Origin of the sequence: Rheinheimera sp., from assembly GCF_020217005.1 — a bacterium.
Lineage (GTDB): Bacteria > Pseudomonadota > Gammaproteobacteria > Enterobacterales > Alteromonadaceae > Pararheinheimera.
Window position 1 is genome coordinate 1 of the sequence record NZ_JAIWOI010000357.1, and the last position, 19,116, is coordinate 19,116.

Annotated in this window: 21 protein-coding genes and 1 pseudogene; 10 read left to right on the forward strand and 12 right to left on the reverse strand. The window is 46.0% G+C overall.

Translation table 11 applies throughout. From position 1 onward, the window contains the following. Both LDL40_RS17590 and cysQ read left to right on the forward strand, forming a co-directional pair. Positions 1-256 (forward strand): annotated as a pseudogene (locus tag LDL40_RS17590) (ADP compounds hydrolase NudE); the annotation flags it as partial. After that, entirely contained in the window at positions 243-1,070 is an 828-nt protein-coding gene (gene cysQ / locus LDL40_RS17595) for a 3'(2'),5'-bisphosphate nucleotidase CysQ (RefSeq protein ID WP_300996771.1), read from the forward strand. The pseudogene LDL40_RS17590 and the gene cysQ, both read left to right, overlap by 14 nt. A gap of 2 nt (positions 1,071-1,072) precedes the next feature. On the opposite strand, the gene LDL40_RS17600 is transcribed toward cysQ, so the two are convergent. Together LDL40_RS17600 and LDL40_RS17605 are read right to left on the reverse strand one after the other, a co-directional pair. Further along, complete coding sequence (locus LDL40_RS17600; RefSeq protein WP_300996772.1) at positions 1,073-1,330, reverse strand: YheU family protein; 258 nt, start codon at positions 1,328-1,330, stop codon at positions 1,073-1,075. Continuing rightward, entirely contained in the window at positions 1,330-2,337 is a 1,008-nt protein-coding gene (locus tag LDL40_RS17605) for a hydrolase (RefSeq protein ID WP_300996773.1), read from the reverse strand. Before LDL40_RS17605 ends, LDL40_RS17600 begins: the two co-directional genes overlap by 1 nt. A 57-nt stretch (positions 2,338-2,394) precedes the next feature. On the opposite strand from LDL40_RS17605, the gene LDL40_RS17610 reads away from it, so the two are divergent. Together LDL40_RS17610 and LDL40_RS17615 are read left to right on the forward strand one after the other, a co-directional pair. Further along, complete coding sequence (locus LDL40_RS17610) at positions 2,395-2,892, forward strand: hypothetical protein (protein WP_300996774.1); 498 nt, start codon at positions 2,395-2,397, stop codon at positions 2,890-2,892. Beyond that, positions 2,889-4,463: a GMC family oxidoreductase gene (locus LDL40_RS17615; RefSeq protein WP_300996775.1), complete on the forward strand. Its 1,575-nt coding sequence runs from the start codon at positions 2,889-2,891 to the stop codon at positions 4,461-4,463. Before LDL40_RS17610 ends, LDL40_RS17615 begins: the two co-directional genes overlap by 4 nt. A gap of 46 nt (positions 4,464-4,509) precedes the next feature. On the opposite strand, the gene LDL40_RS17620 is transcribed toward LDL40_RS17615, so the two are convergent. The 3 genes from LDL40_RS17620 to LDL40_RS17630 all read right to left on the reverse strand — a co-directional run bounded on the left by LDL40_RS17620 (position 4,510) and on the right by LDL40_RS17630 (position 7,115). Then, complete coding sequence (locus LDL40_RS17620; RefSeq protein ID WP_127019393.1) at positions 4,510-4,638, reverse strand: DUF3149 domain-containing protein; 129 nt, start codon at positions 4,636-4,638, stop codon at positions 4,510-4,512. An 82-nt stretch (positions 4,639-4,720) separates the two neighbouring features. Further along, complete coding sequence (locus LDL40_RS17625; RefSeq protein WP_300996776.1) at positions 4,721-5,230, reverse strand: TIGR02444 family protein; 510 nt, start codon at positions 5,228-5,230, stop codon at positions 4,721-4,723. Then, a complete protein-coding gene (locus LDL40_RS17630) occupies positions 5,202-7,115 on the reverse strand; it encodes an ABC transporter ATP-binding protein (RefSeq protein ID WP_300996777.1) in 1,914 nt (637 codons plus the stop codon). The genes LDL40_RS17625 and LDL40_RS17630 overlap by 29 nt, the downstream gene beginning before the upstream one ends. A gap of 229 nt (positions 7,116-7,344) precedes the next feature. On the opposite strand from LDL40_RS17630, the gene LDL40_RS17635 reads away from it, so the two are divergent. Then, positions 7,345-7,551 carry a YheV family putative zinc ribbon protein gene (locus LDL40_RS17635; protein WP_300996778.1) on the forward strand — a complete coding sequence of 69 codons (207 nt, stop codon included), beginning with the start codon at positions 7,345-7,347 and terminating at the stop codon, positions 7,549-7,551. On the opposite strand, the gene LDL40_RS17640 is transcribed toward LDL40_RS17635, so the two are convergent. Beyond that, positions 7,548-7,772 carry a SlyX family protein gene (locus LDL40_RS17640; RefSeq protein WP_300996779.1) on the reverse strand — a complete coding sequence of 75 codons (225 nt, stop codon included), beginning with the start codon at positions 7,770-7,772 and terminating at the stop codon, positions 7,548-7,550. The two genes, LDL40_RS17635 and LDL40_RS17640, sit on opposite strands and share 4 nt — an antisense overlap. Then, positions 7,769-8,752 (reverse strand): WD40 repeat domain-containing protein, encoded by a 984-nt coding sequence (locus tag LDL40_RS17645; RefSeq protein WP_300996780.1) that lies wholly within the window; start codon positions 8,750-8,752, stop codon positions 7,769-7,771. Before LDL40_RS17645 ends, LDL40_RS17640 begins: the two co-directional genes overlap by 4 nt. 96 nt (positions 8,753-8,848) lie before the next feature. On the opposite strand from LDL40_RS17645, the gene fkpA reads away from it, so the two are divergent. After that, complete coding sequence (gene fkpA / locus LDL40_RS17650; RefSeq protein WP_300996781.1) at positions 8,849-9,610, forward strand: FKBP-type peptidyl-prolyl cis-trans isomerase; 762 nt, start codon at positions 8,849-8,851, stop codon at positions 9,608-9,610. Between the two features lie 60 nt (positions 9,611-9,670). On the opposite strand, the gene rsd is transcribed toward fkpA, so the two are convergent. Further along, positions 9,671-10,156 carry a sigma D regulator gene (gene rsd / locus LDL40_RS17655; RefSeq protein ID WP_300996782.1) on the reverse strand — a complete coding sequence of 162 codons (486 nt, stop codon included), beginning with the start codon at positions 10,154-10,156 and terminating at the stop codon, positions 9,671-9,673. 149 nt (positions 10,157-10,305) lie between these two features. Here rsd and nudC point away from each other — a divergent pair, with 149 nt between their 5' ends. Together nudC and hemE are read left to right on the forward strand one after the other, a co-directional pair. Continuing rightward, positions 10,306-11,106 carry an NAD(+) diphosphatase gene (gene nudC / locus LDL40_RS17660; RefSeq protein ID WP_300996783.1) on the forward strand — a complete coding sequence of 267 codons (801 nt, stop codon included), beginning with the start codon at positions 10,306-10,308 and terminating at the stop codon, positions 11,104-11,106. A gap of 350 nt (positions 11,107-11,456) precedes the next feature. Further along, positions 11,457-12,551, forward strand: coding sequence for a uroporphyrinogen decarboxylase (gene hemE, locus LDL40_RS17665; protein ID WP_300996784.1), 1,095 nt, complete (start codon positions 11,457-11,459; stop codon positions 12,549-12,551). 54 nt (positions 12,552-12,605) lie between these two features. Here the strand turns inward: hemE and sthA are convergent, their stop codons facing one another. Together sthA and LDL40_RS17675 are read right to left on the reverse strand one after the other, a co-directional pair. After that, positions 12,606-14,021 (reverse strand): Si-specific NAD(P)(+) transhydrogenase, encoded by a 1,416-nt coding sequence (sthA, locus tag LDL40_RS17670; RefSeq protein ID WP_300996785.1) that lies wholly within the window; start codon positions 14,019-14,021, stop codon positions 12,606-12,608. Positions 14,022-14,174: 153 nt separating this feature from the next. After that, on the reverse strand, positions 14,175-15,293 hold the full coding sequence (locus tag LDL40_RS17675) for a fatty acid desaturase (protein ID WP_300996786.1): 1,119 nt from the start codon (positions 15,291-15,293) through the stop codon (positions 14,175-14,177). A 96-nt stretch (positions 15,294-15,389) separates the two neighbouring features. Here LDL40_RS17675 and fabR point away from each other — a divergent pair, with 96 nt between their 5' ends. Then, on the forward strand, positions 15,390-16,001 hold the full coding sequence (gene fabR / locus LDL40_RS17680) for an HTH-type transcriptional repressor FabR (protein WP_300996787.1): 612 nt from the start codon (positions 15,390-15,392) through the stop codon (positions 15,999-16,001). A gap of 2 nt (positions 16,002-16,003) precedes the next feature. On the opposite strand, the gene trmA is transcribed toward fabR, so the two are convergent. After that, a complete protein-coding gene (gene trmA / locus LDL40_RS17685; protein ID WP_300996788.1) occupies positions 16,004-17,098 on the reverse strand; it encodes a tRNA (uridine(54)-C5)-methyltransferase TrmA in 1,095 nt (364 codons plus the stop codon). A gap of 171 nt (positions 17,099-17,269) precedes the next feature. Here trmA and murI point away from each other — a divergent pair, with 171 nt between their 5' ends. Next, entirely contained in the window at positions 17,270-18,058 is a 789-nt protein-coding gene (gene murI, locus LDL40_RS17690; RefSeq protein WP_300996789.1) for a glutamate racemase, read from the forward strand. Position 18,059: 1 nt separating this feature from the next. On the opposite strand, the gene LDL40_RS17695 is transcribed toward murI, so the two are convergent. Next, entirely contained in the window at positions 18,060-18,551 is a 492-nt protein-coding gene (locus tag LDL40_RS17695) for an RNA-binding protein (RefSeq protein WP_300996790.1), read from the reverse strand. Between the last annotated feature and the right edge of the window lie 565 nt (positions 18,552-19,116).

Below are 19,116 nucleotides of genomic sequence, written 5' to 3' on the forward strand. Positions count from 1 at the left end.
AGGACGGTTAATTCCGTTAAAAACCGTGGCCTTAGCTCCGGGGTACTTTAGTGCTACAATGCATATTGTTTTAGCTTTGGATTTAACCGCCTCCGTTTTACCAGGGGATGAACCCGAGCCGTTGGAACTGGTACCCTGGCAGTGGCAACAACAGTTTGAGTTGTTAGATCAAAGCGATTTTACCGAGGCCCGCAGTGTAGCGGCCTTATTCTTAGCCCGAGATTATCTGGACAAGCATCAGGATGTTTTTAAGTAGGTTATTGGAACCTGTCAAAGACGCAGCCCGAGCAGCTGGTGATACCTTATGGTCTATTTACCAGAGCGGTGACTATGAAGCCAAACATAAAGCAGATGAAAGTCCAGTCACCAGTGCTGATTTGGCGGCCAATGCTCTGATTTTGCATGCTTTAACTGAACTTGCGCCTGAAATTCCTATTGTCTCCGAAGAAATGCACTTGCTGCCGCTGCGTAAGCGCCAGGATTGGCCACGTTATTGGTTGATCGATCCAATGGATGGTACACAGGAGTTTATTGCCCGCAGCGGTGATTTTGCTGTCAGCATAGCGCTGGTGGAACATGGTTGGCCTGTACTGGGAGTGATTTATTGGCCTAAAGAACAGATTTGGTATTACGCCACACGCGGCAATGGCGCTTTTAAACAAAAACAGCATTTAATTAATCGTATTCAGGTCCATCAGCACCAAGCTGGTGACGTATTAAAAATTGCGGTCAGTCGCCGCCAGCCTATTGAACATATCCATCAACTTTTAACCACTCCAGCTAGTTCCGAGTTTATAGCACTGGGTAGCTGTTCACTAAAAAGCTGCTTAGTGGCTGAGGGAGGGGCAGATTGTTATCTGCGTCTAGGCCCGACAGGTGAATGGGATACAGCTGCTGTACATGTGATAGTTGAAGAGGCTGGTGGTAAAATTCTCGACAGTCAGTTTGCACCTTTGAGTTATAACCAGCGAGAGACCTTATCAAACCCGGATTTTATGGTGATAGGCCGCTCAGAATTGCCCTGGACCGAACTGATTCGCGCTCATAGTGCCACCAGAACCTTAGGCTGAGTTCAAATCGGGTCGCCGTCAATCTCGCCTTGTTTTACCAGTTGGCGCCACTGGTGTTTGGTAATAATATCTACGCTTTCATGTAATTCTGAATACAAAATCACCAGCTGCTCGGCTTGTAGCTGAGTTTTTACCTGCGTGACTTTATCGTTCAGGCTTACGTCCTGTTCGCCATATTCAGTACCTTCGCGTAACACAAAAGCTTCAATCAGCCCTTCCAGGGTATCGCTGGATAATGCTTGGTAAGGAATAAGTAACATCAGTGTTGTCCTAAAAATTGTGCCAGATACTTGGGCAATTGTTGCTCAAGATAGTACTCAGCTTTAAGTGGTTTGTTGCCTGTGACAAAACCCACATGGCCACCATGGCTGGACAGCAATAACTGCACATTAGGTGGTATTTCATCTGCTTTGGGTAACACAGCTGGAGATAAAAAGGGATCATCTTTGGCGTGTACTAATAACAAAGGTACTTTTACTTGTTTTAAAAAGGCTTTGCCACTGGATTTTTGGTAATAATCTTCGGCATTTTGAAAGCCATGCAGTGGTGCGGTCAGTAAGTCATCAAAGTCTCTGATGGTTTTTAATGCATTAATTTGTACTTTGCTTACCGGCAACGGGAAGTCTTTGTGTCTGTCCAGTTTACGCATCATGGTGGCTTTGAGTCGCCCCAGCAGGTACTGCTGATAGACTTTGCTGCCGCCCTGATTAATACGCTCTGCACTAGGGGCTAAAGCCAGTGGTGCTGATACAGCGATGGCGGCTTTGAGTACACATCGTGTTCCTTGCTCGCCACAGTACTTCACCAACACATTACCGCCCAGCGAGAAACCAACAGCCGCCAGCTCACGGCCCGGATAACGCAGCTGTATTTGCGCTACTAAATAAGCCAGATCGGCCGTATCGCCAGAATGGTAAGCCCGGGGTAATCTATTGGCGACGCCATTACAGCCGCGAAAATGCATCAAAACCGCCAGAAAGCCCTGCTGCTTTAACGCATACAACATACCTGCTGCATAATGACTGTGAATATTGCCCTCCAGGCCATGCAGTACTATGACAACAGGTTTGTCAGCGACAAGCTCCGGGCTCTCTGTCCAGTTCAGCTGAATGTGGTCGCCATCCGGCAAAGCCAGCATTTCTGTTTCTGTATGCAAGGTCCGGCGAGGGGCCAGATACTTAGCTGCGATAGTCTGTAGATGACAATTACGCAACCACCAGGCAGGTTTAAAAGGCGGTGGTAGTTTTACAATTTCAGGGGCTTGCAAAATCAACAGTCCTATTTAACAATCAAGGTCACTTTATCTGGCCGGACCACAACAACAATGAATAGACGCCAGTTTATATTTCGCTCTCTGGCGCTGACCTTAGCGGCCAGCACGGGTTACACAGTATATCAGTATCAAAGTCTGCAAGGCAGTGACAATGCGGCTGTTCTGGTGTTGGATGCGTTATTGCCTGCTGTATTGATGGGGGCTTTACCTTCTGATGCGGCAGCGCAGCAACTGTCATTGCAGCAGAGCAGGGATGCAGTGCTGGAGTTTATGGCCTATTTACCCCAGAACCAGCAGCAACAGCTACAGCAGTTATTTCAGTTGCTGCAGCAAGATCTGGTCAGACTGGCGTTAACCGGGCAGTGGTTGCAGCTTGCCGATTTGCCCTTGTCACAACGACTGGACTTGTTACTGAGCTGGCGCGACAGCTATTTTGCTTTGTTGCGACAAGCCTTTAGTGGCTTACGTGAATTGATCTACGGTGCTTTTTATGGACAGCCGGAGCATTGGTTGCATCTCAACTACAGAGCACCGGAGTTTAATCCATGAGAAATTTGATTGCAGAAGGTGTAGCTGCTGGTTGGTCTTATCTGGATGCGTCCACTTTGACAGCTGACAAGCAGTTTGAAGCTGATGTGGTAATAGTAGGTTCTGGTGCTGGTGGTGCTATGGCTGCGGAGCAATTGAGCCTGGCAGGACTTAAAGTCATCCTGTTAGAAATGGGGGCTTTGTATGAAGGCAAAGACTTTAAACAGCAAGAGCGTTGGGCTTACCCCGCTTTGTATCAGGATGGTGCCGGCCGCAAAACTCTGGATCAGAGCATAGGTATACTGCAGGGCCGCACAGTAGGCGGCTCTACCACTGTGAATTGGACCACGTCTATCCGTACACCAGAGAAAACTCTGGATTACTGGCGCACCGAGTTTGACGCAGACTTTACTTCAGAAAACTTAGCGCCTTATTTTCAACAAGCAGAGCAGAGGCTGAATATCCATCCCTGGCCTGTGCCACCCAATGCCAACAACAATAAATTGCGCCAAGGCTGTGAAGTTTTAGGTTGGCAATACACTGTGATTAAACGCAATGTAAATGGTTGTGCTAACCTCGGATACTGCGGCATGGGTTGCCCCATTAATGCTAAGCAGTCGATGTTGGTCAGTACCATTCCCTCTGCGATGCAGGCTGGCGCTATGTTGATTAGCCGTGTTTCAGCCCGTGAACTCAAATGGCAGAATGATCAGGTGCAATCCTTAGTTGCAGTGCCTGTTGATCAGTACTATCAGCCCACGTCCAAAATAAAACTTAGCTTTAAAGCCAGGCATTACATTGTGGCCGCTGGAGCCATAGGTTCACCTGCATTGTTGCTGCGCTCCAAAGTGCCTGATCCCAGTGGTCGCTTGGGTAAGCATACCTTCCTGCACCCTAGTGTGATTTCCGGAGCTTTGTTTGAGGAAACCATAGCTGGCCACAGCGGGGCACCTCAGTCGATTTATTCTGATCAATTTGTCTGGCCTGCGGCTGAACAGATAGGCTTTAAGCTGGAGGTACCACCGTTACATCCAGTGTTAATGGCAACTAAGCTGACTGGATTAGCGCAGTCCCATGCGGCCTTAATGCAGCAGTTTAATCAATTACAGGTGGTCATTGCTTTACTTAGGGATGGCTTTCATCCTGATAGTCAGGGCGGTACCGTGTTGTTATCTGATAGCGGCGAGCCAGTGGTGGATTACCCTATATCGGATTATCTGTGGCAAGGCGTACAAAACGCCTATCTTGCTATGGCTGAGTTGCAGTTTGCGGCTGGAGCCAAATCTGTATTGCCCATTCACCAGGATGCTCTGTTGTACTCAAGCTGGAGGCAAGCGCGCGAAGCCATCAGAGCTTTGCCCTTACAGAAATACCGGGCGACTTTGGCGTCTGCTCATGTGATGGGGGGCTGTAATCTGAGCGCAAAAGCTGCCCGTGGCGTTGTTAACCTGCAAGGCCGGCATCATCAGCTGGAAAACCTTTCGGTTTTTGATGGTTCTGTATTGCCATCCAGTTTAGGTGCCAATCCGCAACTGACTATTTATGCCTTAGCCTTGCGCAATACAGCAGCTTTAATAAACATACTGAAATAACAGATAAAAGCGCACTCAAAAGGACTGCGCTGTTATCCCTTTAGTCTCACTCTGCATGTGAGGTTTTGTATAGGAAGTAGCCTGCATAAAACAAACACAAGCCAATCACTAAAGCCAAGCCAGTAAAAGAGAAAAAGATCACCGGATCTTTCAGAAACTCTTGCCATATATTCATGATCGTAACCTCGCTATTTGCTGATGCTTGCAGTGTAGAAGCATCAGCCCGAGCAAAGCCTGATTTAGATCAAAGTTGGATTTTAGTGGTTTTCCAACTGTTGGCTTTGTTGATACAGATCAAGAATTTCACCATCCAGCTGTTCAACCGGAGCGTTAATCAGTACTAAATAGTGATCTAGCAGTTGGCTATGGGGCAACACATCGTCACTATGACTGAACTGATTAAAATGCTGCACTAATAGTTGCTGCTCCAGTTTTTCTGCGGCAAGCTCAGTGCTCAGTAATTGCAGCCGTAATGGCTGTTGCATTTCGGATTCCAACCAAGGCGAAGGCAGAGTGCGGCGTAAAGTCCGGATAGATTGAGTCACTTCAGTACTGAAGTGCTGCAGTAAATCTTCCAGCTGTTGCAACTGTTGTTCGCTTAAACTCTGCTGCTGTTTGTCCAGATACAATAAAAACAGCAGCAGGTTCACATTGACGCCAAAGTTGTCCTGCCATTGCAGGCACAGGTCTTTAACTCTCGGATATAAACTCAGGCTGTACTGCCAGAGTTGTTCAGAATTAAGAATTTTTTTGCCAAAACTCTGCACTTTGTTGCTCCCATGCTTCCTGAGCTTCGAACCATTGTTCTTCTACCTCAGACAATTCCCTTAGTACTTTTTGCTGCTCAGCTAATGTTTTAGTCAGCTCAGCTTTTCGACTGGCGTCGTAGATCCCAGTATCTGCCAATATTGTCTCAATCTGTTGCTGGTGTTGATGCAGTTTTTCCTGTTGTTGCTCCAGCTTTTCTATTTTTTGTTTGAGTGGGCGCTGTAAAGTTCGTAACTCTGCTTCGAGACGTTTTTGATCTTTACGATTTTGTGCGCTGTTGGCTGTCATAGTGTCATCGGAAGCTGCAGCCGTATTGGAGGCACGTTGATCCTGTTGCAACCACTGATAATAATCGGATAAATCACCAGCAAAAGGTGCAACTTTGCCATGAGCCACCAGATAAAACTCATCGGTGGTACTGCTGAGCAAATGCCGATCGTGCGATACAACTACTATAGCGCCTTCAAAGCTTTGTAATGCCATCACTATTGCTTCACGCATATCCAGATCTAAGTGGTTGGTTGGCTCATCCAGCAGCAGCAGGTTAGGACGCTGATAGACCAATAAAGCTAAGACCAAACGGGCTTTTTCACCACCTGAGAATGGCGCGCATGGCGATAAGGCTTTATCACCATGAAAACCAAAACCACCTATGTAATCGCGTAGTTGTTGTTCAGTGGCATCAGGTGCCAGCCGCACTAAATGCTGTAATGGCGAATCTTGTGGCCTCAGTGTTTCCAACTGGTGCTGCGCAAAATAACCAATGCTGACACCATTGGCATACCAGATTTCGCCAGCTTGTGGTGTTAAAGACCCGGACAGTAATTTGATCAGCGTCGATTTCCCTGCGCCGTTGCGGCCTAATAAACCTATCCGGCTACCTGGTAGCAACTGAAAATTAATCTGCTGCAAAATAGCAGTATCACCGTAACCTGCTTTAACATTTTCCATCTTCAAAAGCGGGTTGGGTAAAGAGCGTGGATCTAAAAACTCAAACTGGAAAGGTGAGTCTGCATGGGCCGGTGCCAGTAAAGTCATACGCTCCAGCGCCTTGATCCTGCTTTGTGCTTGTTTGGCTTTAGTGGCCTGAGCACGGAAGCGGTCAATATACTTTTGTAGGTGTGCCACCTGACGTTGTTGCTTTTCAAACATGGACTGGTGTTGCGCCAAATGTTCTGCACGCTGGCGTTCAAACTGACTGTAGTTGCCTTTGTATAAAGTTAAGGTCTGATTGTCGATATGCGCCGTATTGTCTATCACGGCATCGAGAAAATCCCGATCGTGACTGATCAATAGCAAAGTACCGGTAAAAGACGACAGATATTTTTCCAGCCACAGAACCGCATCTAAGTCTAAGTGGTTCGTAGGTTCGTCCAGTAACAATAATTCAGCGGGCTGCATTAAGGCTTTGGCCAGATTTAAGCGCATGCGCCAGCCACCGGAAAATGATTTGACGCTTTGTTGTTGCGCTGCGCCGCTAAAGCCTAAACCATCCAGTAAAACGCCGGCTTTTGCCTCTGCCCTGTAGCCGTCTAAGGCGTCAATCTGGTGATGTACTGCGGCTAAATCTACACTGCCGTCTGTTATTTTTAACTGCTGTAATAAGGGAAAGAGTTTTTCGTCGCCTTGCAGTACATAATCCATGGCCGATATATCCAGCGCGGGAGTCTCTTGCGCTACAGTAGAAATAGTCCAGCTGGACGGAATGGAGACTGAACCGGCGTCAGGTTGTAGCTTTTGTTGCAGTAAAGCAAAAAGGCTGGATTTACCGCAGCCGTTAGCGCCAATAATTCCGACCTTTTGGCCCGGAAATACGGTAAGATCGGCCTGTTGCAGTAAGCAGTTGATGCCGCGTCTAAGTTCGACGTTTTGCAGTTGGATCATGGTGTTTTAGCCCGGACGAAAATTGGTTGCTACTCTAATCGCAAAGTGGCGACAAACCAAGAGTGAAAGCGGTTTTTACCTAAAGTAATTAGGGTTGTACTGCGAAGACAAGAGCGATAGCTCATGACCATCACTCAGATGGTGTTTGAGGGGAAATGCAACCAGCAATGTTACAGCCTCAAGTAGGCAGGGTATTGAGGCGATAAAGGCCAATTGAAGAGAGTAAAACATGACAGAAAGAAAGAAAAAGCGTTTTATTGCCGGAGCAACCTGTCCGCAGTGCAAGGCTATGGATACTTTGATGTTGTTTATTGAAAACAATGTGGAAAAAGTAGAATGTGTGCAATGCGGCCATCATATGGCGCAACCTGAACAGCAAGTGGCGAAAGCATCCCGCGCAGCTGAACAGGTCATTGGCGTATTTAAACCGGATTAATAGTGCGGCGGTGGCGGCTCTTCGTCGACCCGCAATATGCCACTGTCGTTGCCCTGACTGATTTTTTCTGCCAGCAACATAACCTGACGCTGCAGCTTTTCAATGCTTTTCTGATGTTCGTGCAACTCATCGTTCAGGCTTTGTACCACATCTTCCTGGAACGCGAGTTTACTCTCTAAATCAATAAGTTGCTGTTGTAGCTCAACCACTTGTTCTGTCATTGCTTAATCTCCCATACTTCGGCTACACCACTGGAACTTTCACTGATAATCTGGCTGTCATTCAAAAAGGCTACTGCATGGATCACCGCGCTGGCAGGCCTGCTGTTTAGAATAGCTCTGACTTGCCACTGCTGTAATTTTTTACCCGTTGCTACATCCCATAAAATTAAGGCCCTGGACGGTGACCCTGTCACCAGCCACTTTCCGTTTGGGCTAAAACGCGCGGCCGTAATGATTTGTGCTCTGGCTAAGTCAAGCTTACTGATTTGTTTGCCTGTTTTTAGATCCCAGATAAAAGCCTGCAATTCACTGCCAGCACTAAAGGCATAACGGCCTTGTTGATCCAACGCCACTTTAGTGACACGGTTTGGATGCGGAAAACTATAAATAATTTGCGCTGTTTCTGTATCCCACAAATAGGCGTAATGGTCATTCGAGCCCGTTAAGGCAAAACGGCCGTTGGCAGATAGATCGACTGAGTTGACGTTTTCAGTGTGACCCAAAAACTCAATACGACGCCCTGAACTCAGGGTGATATGTTGTACTTTGCCATCACTTTGGCCAACCAGCATATGCCGGCCAAAATCAGACAGTGCTAAGTCCCTAATAGTTGCATCTTTGACTGACCAAAAGCCAATGTTCCGGCCATCGTTCATTTGCCACAACGCAAAGTCTTTGCTGTCACCTGTTAATAAGTGACTGCCATCAGGACTCAGTGATAAAGATAAAATCTGGTTATCACTTTTTTCCTGATGGCCGAGTGAGTACAAAGCTGTATCTTTTTGCAGATCCCAGACAGTGACTCCGGCATCTAATGCTGAGATTGCTACCAAAGTAGATTTATCGTTAATAGCAGCGCCATAGGAAGGTGTTTCGCTATGTTGCACCTGCCGCACAGATTTTGGTTGAACTTCTGAGCAGGCAAAGAGACAAAATGCCAGAAAAATCGTCAGATATTTACTGCTATGGGTTAACGTCATTAGCACAAACCGTTAGTATAGAGACGTTGCATAAAACCTTTGAACTTATTAAAACACAATTTTGCAGCCAAACCTGCTTATTTATTGGAGAAATACATGCGTTTATTAACTAAGGTGTCGCTGATTGCGGCTACCGTTTTAACTTTGTCTGCTTGCAACAAAGAAGCCGAGCAGCCAAAACCTTTGGTTTTAGATACAGATGCTGCAAAACAATCCTATAGCTTAGGCGTATCAGCTGGCCGTTTTATCGACACTACCATCAAAGAGCACGAGAAGTTAGGTTTACCTTTAGCTTCTGAAACTATTCTGCGTGGTATTCAGGATCAGTTGGCAGGTAAATCTCAACTGACCGAAGAAGAAGTTCAGAAAGTGATGATGGCCCTAGAACAAACAGCTCGTGAAAAACAAGTTGAAGTTGCTAAAGCTCAGGCCGAGCAAAATATCGCTGCGGGTAAGGCGTACTTAGAAGCTAATGCCAAGAAAGAAGGCGTAAAAGTAACTGAATCAGGCTTGCAGTATGAAGTAGTTCAAGCTGCTGAGGGTCCAAAACCTGCGGCAACAGACGTAGTGCGTGTGCACTACACTGGTACTTTAGTGGACGGTACTGAGTTTGATAGTTCAAAAGAGCGTGGCCCTGCTCAGTTCCCGTTAAATCAGGTGATCAAAGGCTGGACTGAAGGCGTTCAGTTGATGAGCGTTGGTTCTAAGTTCAAATTCACTATTCCAAGTGATCTAGCTTACGGTGAGCGTGATATGGGTACTATCCCTGCGAATAGCGTTTTAGTCTTCGACGTTGAATTGTTAGGCATTGGCGAAGAAGCTCCTGCAACTGAAGAAGCTCCTGCTGACAAGAAGTAATTCTTAGTTCAATAAAAAAGCGACCGTCAGGTCGCTTTTTTATTTCAAATCCGAATGAAATCAGGCAGAGACGGGTTTGGAATGCTTATTGTGCAACGTCTGAATGAGTTCGTCTTCGAAATCAAAACGTTCGACCAATGCCTGACCCAGAGTAGAGAGATCACGATCAAAATTCTTCGATAAAGTAGCGCTCTCTGCTTCAGCATATTTATCGTTAAACTCCAAAGCCATATCAGTGGAGTGTGCAATTTTAGGGTACAAAGAATCAGCCAGTTGGCGGCTATCCTGACCATTGACGGCGCATTGCGACACAATTTGTTCGTACACTTCAAAATGACCTGCAGATAAATAATCCATAAGCAGTTGGCAAAAGTGCTGGATATCCGCCAAATCAGGCAAAGAATTACTACTTTTCTTGTCAAAAGGAGGCAGAGCAGCCAGCTCACAATAACGAACAATCAGGCGTTGCCGTTCGTCCAGCCAATTATCTATGGCCGTCAGGCTACCGCCCCATTTCTGCTGTGCCGACTCTAAACGGGTGTACATATACTTCCCCTTACTCAAATGACTTACTGCTTCGAACCTCTAATTAAAAGAATTCCCGGATAAAGATCAACTACTTTTTTATTGGTCGGTTCAGTCTTTGGCTCTATCATACGCTTGTTTGTACGAATAAGTGGTGGAGTAAAACAAAAATGATTAAGCACAATGTGGCCGCTTCCGCGGACTTGTTCGGACACTGGTATATTGTCAGCCAGGGCAAAATCTGGCTCAGTTGCGCCGATGCTGCTCCTCCTCTGTGTCGTTATGATCAGTTACCGGAATTCTTAGATGGCACTGAGTCCTTGTGTGTGCTGGGTTCCATCGACGGTATGAATTGTTATCTGGTGAACTACAGTGATAGACCTGAAACTGAAGACCAGTGGCATTCAGCTCGTGTTTTGTTGCAGCAATCAGCCGCTATTTTTGAACATGCCGCCAGGGCCTGCCAGGTTGCCTTGTTTTTGCAAACTCATCGCTACTGTGGCCAGTGTGGTAGCTCTATGCATCTGGTCAACTGGGAGCTGGCAACTCTCTGTCATAAATGTGGTCATCGCTGTTACCCACGAATTAATCCCTGTGTGTTGATTGCAGTAGTCAATGATAAAAATCAATTGCTATTGGCTCGTTCAGCGCGGCATAAGACCGGCTTTTATTCGATTCTGGCAGGTTTCGTCGAATCAGCTGAAACTTTAGAACAAGCCGCAGTACGGGAAGTAAAAGAAGAGGTTGGTATTGAGATCTCGAATTTACGTTATATAGGTAGTCAACCCTGGCCTTTCCCGCATTCGCTGATGACGGCTTTTATTGCCGACTATAAATCCGGTGATTTGGTGTGCCAGCCTGATGAAATTGAGGAAGCAGACTGGTTTGATCTGGATCAGTTACCTGAAGTACCCATGGTGGCCACTTTGTCAGGGCAGGTGATTCAATACATTGCGAAAGGTGGCCGATAACGGCTTGAGCTGACCCGAACGGGTTTGCTCCATGGATGGCAGTAAATAAAAAATCTTCTGGAAAGATTTTTAACAATGCGAAGCATTGGCCCGTAAGGGTGGACCCCAGGGATGGGGGAAATAAAAAAGCCACTAACGTGGCTTAAGAGAGGTGTAACTTGCGTTACCTGGACCCGTTAAAACGGGTTTCTTTATTCTTGTTCTTTACTAGCGCAGGTAGTTTATAACAGATGTATTTTTTCAGGGCAACAGCTTTTTTCTATACAGAATAAATAGCTTTTGGTAAAAAATAGTGACGGATCAAACATCAGTGATAAACTAGTGATAAATCAAAAGATGGCAGATGATAGATGCAACTAAAAAATGATCGTTACTTAAGGGCTTTGATGAAACAACCTGTGGATCGCACCCCTATATGGATGATGCGACAGGCAGGACGTTATCTTCCTGAATACAGAGCGACACGGGCTATCGCAGGTGATTTTATGTCATTGTGCAAAAACCCTGAACTTGCTTGTGAAGTCACTCTGCAGCCATTAAAACGTTACCCCTTAGATGCTGCCATCTTATTTAGCGATATTTTAACCATCCCGGATGCTATGGGTATGGGATTGTATTTTGGTGAAGGTGAAGGGCCACGTTTTACCAAACAACTCACCGACTTTATGGATGTGATGCAGCTGCCTGTGCCAGATCCAGAAGTTGAGTTGCGTTATGTCATGGACGCTGTGCGTACTATCCGCCGAGAGCTCAATGGCGAAGTGCCTTTAATTGGTTTCTCCGGTAGCCCATGGACTCTGGCTACTTATATGTTTGAAGGCGGCAGCAGCAAGACCTTCTCAAAAATCAAAAAGCTGATGTATACAGAACCTGAAGTGGTGCACATCCTGCTGGATAAACTGACTCAAAGTGTCATTTTATATCTGAACGCGCAAATTGCTGCTGGTGCTCAGTCAGTGATGATTTTTGATACCTGGGGTGGAGTATTAACTCCACATGATTACCGGGAGTATTCTTTAAGCTATATGCAGCAAATAGTCGCTGGTTTAACCCGTTTTGCTGATGGTCGTCCTGTGCCTGTCACCTTGTTCACTAAAAATGGTGGCTTATGGCTGGAAGAAATAGCGGCAACTGGTTGTGATGCTGTTGGATTAGACTGGACCATTGATATCAGGCATGCGCGCGAGCGTATAGGCAACAAGGTGGCTCTGCAAGGCAATATGGATCCTTCCATTTTGCTGGGTACACCAGAGCGTATTCGTCAGGAAGTACAAGCTATTCTGGACGGTTATGGCATGGGCTCCGGCCATGTATTTAACTTAGGTCACGGCATTACTCCAGACGTTGATCCAGAAAAAGCCGGCGTATTTATTGAAGCAGTTCAGTCTTTTAGCCGCACTTATCATATGAATACCGAAGTTGCAGATGACGACGATTCTCTTTGAATCCTGACCGACAAAACGCCAGCTTGATGCTGGCGTTTTCATTGGTGTTGTGCTCTAAAACAAACGGTTTAATCCATTCATAGCTGCGACCCTGTACGCTTCGGCCATAGTAGGGTAGTTAAAAGTGGTGTGGACAAAATACTCTATGGTGTTGCCGCCATTCTTTTGCATCATGATCGCCTGGCCTATGTGGACAATTTCTGCCGCCCTTTCACCAAAACAATGAATGCCCAAAATCTCTTTAGTGTCGCGGTGAAACAACAGCTTAAGGCTACCCACACTGGTATTGGCGATTTGAGCGCGAGCCAAATGTTTAAATTGGGCGCGACCCACTTCGTAAGGAACCCTGGCTGCAGTTAACTCCTGCTCGTTTTTACCAACAGAACTCATTTCAGGTATGGTGTAAATGCCAACAGGAATATCGTCAATCAGATAAGTACTGCAGTTACCATGAATAATGGAATTAGCGGCAATACGTCCTTGGTCATAGGCTGCACTGGCCAGACTGGGATAACCAATCACGTCACCAACAGCATACACACTGGGGACCTCGGTCTGATAATTGTCATTGACCTTTAACTGGCCACGGCTATCGGCTTTTAAACCAATGGCTTCCAGATTCAGCTTGTCTGTGTTACCAGTTCGGCCGTTGGCAAACAGGATGCAGTCCGCTTTCATTTTTTTGCCAGATTGCAGGTGCAAGATGACACCATCATCGCAGCCTTCTATCCGATCGAACTCTTCGCCATGACGAATAGTGACTCCTGAGTTCCAGAAATGATAACTCAGAGCATCAGATATCTCGGTGTCCATAAAAGACAGTAATCGATCTCTGGTATTAACTAAATCTACTCGTACGCCTAAACCCCGGAAAATAGAAGCGTATTCGCAACCAATCACACCAGCGCCAAAAATGATGATATGCCGCACATCGTCTTTTAACGATAATATGGTATCACTGTCAAAAATACGGCTATGGGTGAAATCAACATTCTGTGGACGGTAGGGGCGAGAGCCTGTAGCAAGAATAATATGTTCAGCAGAGATAATCTGATCGGGTGAGCCTTCCTGTTCTATGCGGATTTGGTGTGCATCAACAAAAGAAGCGTTCCCCTGAAACACTTTCACTCTGTTGCGCTCATAAAAACTGCTGCGCAGTTGAACCTGTTTCCTGATGACGCCTGCTGCGTGTTTCAGAATGTGCGGGAAAGTTAGATTAGAGGATTGATCCTCCATCTGAAATAACGGGTTTTCTTTGTACTCGATATAACGACTGACTGAATGGCGTAGTGCTTTGGAAGGAATAGTCCCCCAATGTGTGCAGCCCCCACCCACTTGTTGATGTCGTTCAATTACAGCCACAGTTTTGCCACTTTTGGCCAGATTCATGGCTGCGCCTTCGCCACCTGGGCCTGTGCCTATAATAATTGCATCAAAATCATATGTTTTGCTTTTAGCTGCTTTGACCACCTGACAATTCCTTCGCTGACTGCACTTTGTTTATTTAATCAGAAAATCAGAATTAAAGGCGATAAAAAAGGCAGCAAAAGCCACCTTTTTTATATTCATGGAAGGTCGGTGTGTCCTAAATGTCAGGAAGCTTATTACGCCAATACTAAAGCATCAGGCAAATTGCGCTGTTAATTGCTGCCAGCTTTTTTTCTGAAGCTGCAGATTCCGTCGAACTTCCAACAGTTGCTGCCTTAAATCAAATTCGTTGTACTGCTGCATCAATTGCTGCTTTTTCTGTTGCAGTAAGGCCTTTTTAATATCGTAGTAGGCATGCATTTTTTCCATCAACAGTTCGTACTCTTGCTCCAGTCTTTGCATGATTAACTCTGCATCTGGCAAGTGAGAGACTTTTGCCTGAGCACGTTTTAGCTGCATCTGCGCTTTGGCTTTTTCGATCCTATCCGGCGGACAAACCCGTAAATTCCGAGTTAAACCCAACCAGGAGCAGCTTTTAATCAGCCACTTCGTTGGGTCAAATTGCCACCATTGAATGCCGTTACGGTAATCATACTCAAAAATATGATGAAAGTTGTGGTAACCCTCGCCATAAGTTAAAAACGCCAGAATGCCATTATCCCGCGCGCTGTTCTGATCGGTATAAGGCTGATTACCCCAGATATGAGCTAAAGAATTAATAAAAAACGTAAAATGGTGGCTGAGAACTAAACGTAAAACCCCCACGCTGAGTAACATGCCGATGTAGCTGTCTGTTAACCAGCCTAAAAATAGTGGAATACCAAAGTTGGTTGCTATGGTCAGTGCCAGATAGTTTTTGTGCTGCCACATTACAATGGCGTTGTTCTGTAAGTCGCGGGCATTGCTGTAGTCAGCATAAGTGTTGCTTTGATACTCACGTAACATCCAGCCAATATGACTGAACCAGAAACCTCGTTTGGCTGAGTAGGGGTCTTTATCGTTCTGATCGACAAATTTATGATGGACCCTGTGGTCGGAAGACCAATGCAAGGCGCTGTTTTGCAGCGCAAAGGCACCACCTATGGCATAAAACCACTGTAAAAGTGGATGGGCGTCATAAGTTTTGTGGGCCCATAATCTGTGATAACCAGCAGTGATCGACATACCGCAATATCCCAGACATAAAATAGTGGCAATAATTTCCGTCCAGGTAAAACCAACAGCTATGGCGTACCAAGGCACCAGAATGGCGGACACAAGAAAGGTGGACGCAAACAGAATGACGTTGGTCCAGATAATAGGGGGTTTATTCATTTTGGGAACTTTAAGCTTACAACTGTAAGCTAATTTAGCCGTGCAAAGTGACAGGGTCAAGCGTTAAAATGAACCAGAAGCAAAAAGGAGTGAGCCGTGACACGCGCCCAACAAAAAGAAAAAACCCGACGCGCCATTATAGATGCAGCTTTTCAGCAGCTTAGCGCTGATAAAGGCTACTCAAGTTTAAGTTTGCGTGAAGTGGCCCGTGAAGCAGGTATAGCACCAACGTCCTTTTATCGCCATTTTGCGGATATGGATGAATTAGGTTTAACTCTGGTTGACGAGGCGGGTTTAATGCTTCGTCAGTTATTGCGTCAGGCGCGGCACCGTATTGAAGCCAATGGCAGTGTAATCCGTACTTCTATTGAAACCTTTATGGAGTTCGTTACCGGTCACAGTAACGTATTTCGCTTGTTACTGCGTGAGCGTTCCGGTACTTCTGCAGCTTTTCGTAGCGCTGTAGCAAGGGAGATCTATCATTTTGGAGCTGAGTTGGCGGATTATCTGCGTAAAGAAACCGACTGTCCGGCTGAACGTGCCCAAATGCAGGCAGAGGCTATGGTAATACTGGTCTTTCATGCCGGAGCCGATGCGTTGGATGCCACCGCAGAGCAGCGTAAACAAATCACCCAGCGCACTATTATGCAGTTGCGCTGGATGGCTCATGGTGCTGCCAGTTATGGTAGAAAGCCCCAGCAATCTTAACCTTAGGCAGTCAGCTTACGTAACCAAACACCAGATTCAATATGGTGGGTGTAAGGGAACTGATCAAACAAAGCAAAAGCTTTTATGTCGTGAGTTTTACTCAACTGCTGTAAGTTCTGCTCCAATGTCACGGGATTGCAGGAGATATAAATAATATCGTTAAACTGGCTGACAAAAGCTTCAGTCGCTGGGTCTAAACCAGCTCTGGGTGGGTCAACCAGAATAGTATCCAGCTGCAACTCTGATAAATCTAATGTCTTTAATTGTTTGCCTGTGGCCATGGCCGCGCTGACATCCTCAGCCGACATTTGCAGCACCTGCAAATTGGTCACCTGATTCATTTCAATATTCAGCTGTGCGGATTTGATTGAACTGCGGGCTATCTCTGTAGCGACCACCTGACGGAAATAAGGCGTCAGGGCCAGTGAGAAATTGCCGTTGCCACAATAGAGTTCCAGTAAGTCGCCTTTGAGCTGGCTTGCTATATCACAAGCCCACTCCAGCATCTGCTGATTGACCTTAGCATTTGGCTGGGTAAAGCTGTTTTCAATTTGCTGGTAACTTAAAGTGCGACCTTTGACAGTCAGCTTTTCAATAATATGGTCGCGATGCACTAATACTTTTTGTTTGCGCGAACGGCCAATAAAGTCCAGTGGCCATTGCTCTGCTAAATCAGCTTTTAATAATGCGGCTTGTTCAGCCCAGTCGTCACTCAGCGGTTTCTTATAAATAAGAGAAACCAACAGTTCGCCACTTAAGCCGCTCAGGTAATCAATCTGATACAATTTGTTACGCAGCGCCGGACGCTTTTTCAACTCTTCCAGCAGTACAGGCATAAAATCGGTTATTTGTTTGCAGGCGACAGGGAAGTAATCAATGCGCTGCTTTTGTTTGGTTTCCGAGTCAAACATAATGTGGAACAAATCGTCCCCTTCATGCCAGACCCGAAATTCAGCACGTTGACGGTAGTGGCTGGGTTCGGAGCGGAATAACTCTAACTCTGGCAAGGTGTAGGATGCAAACAGCTGCTTTATACCAGCGCGCTTTTCTGCCAGTTGAGTTTCATATAAATCCGGAAATACTTGCCCTAAAGCCATTGCCTGTCACCTGTTGTCGAAAAAGCGGCCTATTCTAAGGGCTTTTGCCTGAATGTCTATCGGCAAAAGCAGACTGCAGATAAAAGTAGCAGAGCAACTGCCTTCGTAGGCGAATGTCTGGCAAAATAGCACCATAGTTTTTAAGCAGACACTTTTATAGAAGACAGCGGTATGCGCATAGGTTTTATTGACAGTGGGGTGGGTGGTCTTTCTATATTAGAGGCTGTGCGTGCTGTAGTGCCGGCTGATTACTTCTATATGATGGATAACAGGTACCTGCCTTATGGCACAAAGTCTGAATTATTTATCCGCCAGCGCCTTAAGCAACTAACGGAACATCTGCTGACTCATCAGGTGGATCTGATTGTTATTGCCTGTAACACCGCAACAACTCAAGCGGTAGATTGGTTGCGCCAGCAGTTTGAATTACCTTTTGTTGGTGTAGTGCCCGCTATTAAACCTGCTGCTCTCTATTGTGCGGGTGAAAAAATGGCATTACTCGCTACTCCGGCCACGGTCAAAGGCCACTATATAAGGAAGCTGGTCGCTGATTATGCCGGAGAAAGTCAGGTGCAATTGCTTGGTAGCAGTGAACTGGTAATGTTGGCAGAACAAAAAGTCTGGGAAGGTGCTGATGTAAAAGCTGAAGTGGCTCAGGTCATTAAAGATGGTGGTTTAAATGAGTTTGCGCCTAAAGCCATTATTCTGGGCTGCACCCATTTTCCTTTTTTAACCGATGAGATCCGTGCTGCGTTTATAGATGCGCCAAAGTTGTTTGATACAGCCGATGCGATAGCCAGAAGAGTGCAACATTTAGCTGCGGCGATCACACCTCTATATAAAGAGAAGAGTCAGGATTGTTTTATTGCAACAGAAGAACTGACAGAGCAGCAAAAACGCAGAGTAACAGAGATGGGATTTGGCCAGCAGAACTGCTGGCCAGATTTATTCCAGGACTAACTTATTCGTCGTTATCGTCACCGTCCTGACGCTCTTTGGCTTCACGCACTTTTAAAGTACGCTCCTGGAACGCAAAGTCGTTTAACTTCTGGATCATCTTGTTGGCATCTTTGGCTGCCACTTCAACAAAACCAAATCCACGGCGACGACCAGTCTGGCGATCTTTCATCAAACGTACGTTGACGACAACACCAAACTTTTGGAACAACTCACGTACAGCGTCTTCATTGGCACGGTAAGGTAAGTTACCTACATATAAAGTAGCAGTTTCACCCTCGTAGTTTGTTTTCGCTGCTGCAGGAGAACCTGTGCTGTTAATAGAGGCACCCTTGACTTCAACCAGAACAGGCACCAATACACCACCCAGCACTACGCCTATGGTCACTAATACAGAAGCACTTAAAGCAAGATCAGGGATTAACAATAAAACCAGATAAACGATGATGGCTAACGCCAGAGTAAAAGGTAAGGATCGTTGTAAATTAGCTAACATAAAGATTTCCTAAGTAATAAAGATGAAAGAGTCAGAGTAAATACATATAAATACTTAAAGCTCTTTCATATTAGCGACTAGATCTTAAGCAGCCAACTATTAAATGCATGGTTACTGATATTGTTTTTGGAGCTATTTTGCCCATATTGGCGGTTTAAGCAGCAAACGATCGCCAAAGCCTCAAAAAACTAAGATTTGGTGTTGCACGCCGCCAAAAACTCCCTATAATGCGCGCCATGCCGACGGGGCTCTGGATAAGCAGCTCTGCGGTGATTTTGAACTGAAGTGAAAAATGATGCAAAACATCGCTTGACACACAGTTGAAAATCACTAAAATGGCCGCCTCGCAACGCGGTGGAGCCGAAAGGCTCAAAAGTGAAGCGAAGCACGTTGAGTAGATGAGTTTGATAAATAATTTCAAAACGCTGGCTTGACACAAATTCTGGGAAGTGTAAGATACGCCTCCCGCTGAGCAAGGTAATAACCGGTTCAGCACTGCTCTTTAACAATAAGCAATCAATCATCTGTGTGGGCACTCACGGTTTAGATTCTGCAGCGAGCAATC

Excerpts from the sequence above, each read along its gene's own strand:
- cysQ (WP_300996771.1), top strand. The coding sequence starts at position 243 with ATGTTTTTAAGTAGGTTATTGGAACCTGTCAAAGACGCAGCCCGAGCA.
- LDL40_RS17600 (WP_300996772.1), bottom strand. The coding sequence starts at position 1,330 with ATGTTACTTATTCCTTACCAAGCATTATCCAGCGATACCCTGGAAGGG.
- LDL40_RS17610 (WP_300996774.1), top strand. The coding sequence starts at position 2,395 with ATGAATAGACGCCAGTTTATATTTCGCTCTCTGGCGCTGACCTTAGCG.
- LDL40_RS17615 (WP_300996775.1), top strand. The coding sequence starts at position 2,889 with ATGAGAAATTTGATTGCAGAAGGTGTAGCTGCTGGTTGGTCTTATCTG.
- LDL40_RS17620 (WP_127019393.1), bottom strand. The coding sequence starts at position 4,638 with ATGAATATATGGCAAGAGTTTCTGAAAGATCCGGTGATCTTTTTCTCT.
- LDL40_RS17630 (WP_300996777.1), bottom strand. The coding sequence starts at position 7,115 with ATGATCCAACTGCAAAACGTCGAACTTAGACGCGGCATCAACTGCTTA.
- LDL40_RS17635 (WP_300996778.1), top strand. The coding sequence starts at position 7,345 with ATGACAGAAAGAAAGAAAAAGCGTTTTATTGCCGGAGCAACCTGTCCG.
- LDL40_RS17640 (WP_300996779.1), bottom strand. The coding sequence starts at position 7,772 with ATGACAGAACAAGTGGTTGAGCTACAACAGCAACTTATTGATTTAGAG.
- LDL40_RS17645 (WP_300996780.1), bottom strand. The coding sequence starts at position 8,752 with ATGACGTTAACCCATAGCAGTAAATATCTGACGATTTTTCTGGCATTT.
- fkpA (WP_300996781.1), top strand. The coding sequence starts at position 8,849 with ATGCGTTTATTAACTAAGGTGTCGCTGATTGCGGCTACCGTTTTAACT.
- rsd (WP_300996782.1), bottom strand. The coding sequence starts at position 10,156 with ATGTACACCCGTTTAGAGTCGGCACAGCAGAAATGGGGCGGTAGCCTG.
- nudC (WP_300996783.1), top strand. The coding sequence starts at position 10,306 with ATGATTAAGCACAATGTGGCCGCTTCCGCGGACTTGTTCGGACACTGG.
- hemE (WP_300996784.1), top strand. The coding sequence starts at position 11,457 with ATGCAACTAAAAAATGATCGTTACTTAAGGGCTTTGATGAAACAACCT.
- LDL40_RS17675 (WP_300996786.1), bottom strand. The coding sequence starts at position 15,293 with ATGAATAAACCCCCTATTATCTGGACCAACGTCATTCTGTTTGCGTCC.
- trmA (WP_300996788.1), bottom strand. The coding sequence starts at position 17,098 with ATGGCTTTAGGGCAAGTATTTCCGGATTTATATGAAACTCAACTGGCA.
- murI (WP_300996789.1), top strand. The coding sequence starts at position 17,270 with ATGCGCATAGGTTTTATTGACAGTGGGGTGGGTGGTCTTTCTATATTA.
- LDL40_RS17695 (WP_300996790.1), bottom strand. The coding sequence starts at position 18,551 with ATGTTAGCTAATTTACAACGATCCTTACCTTTTACTCTGGCGTTAGCC.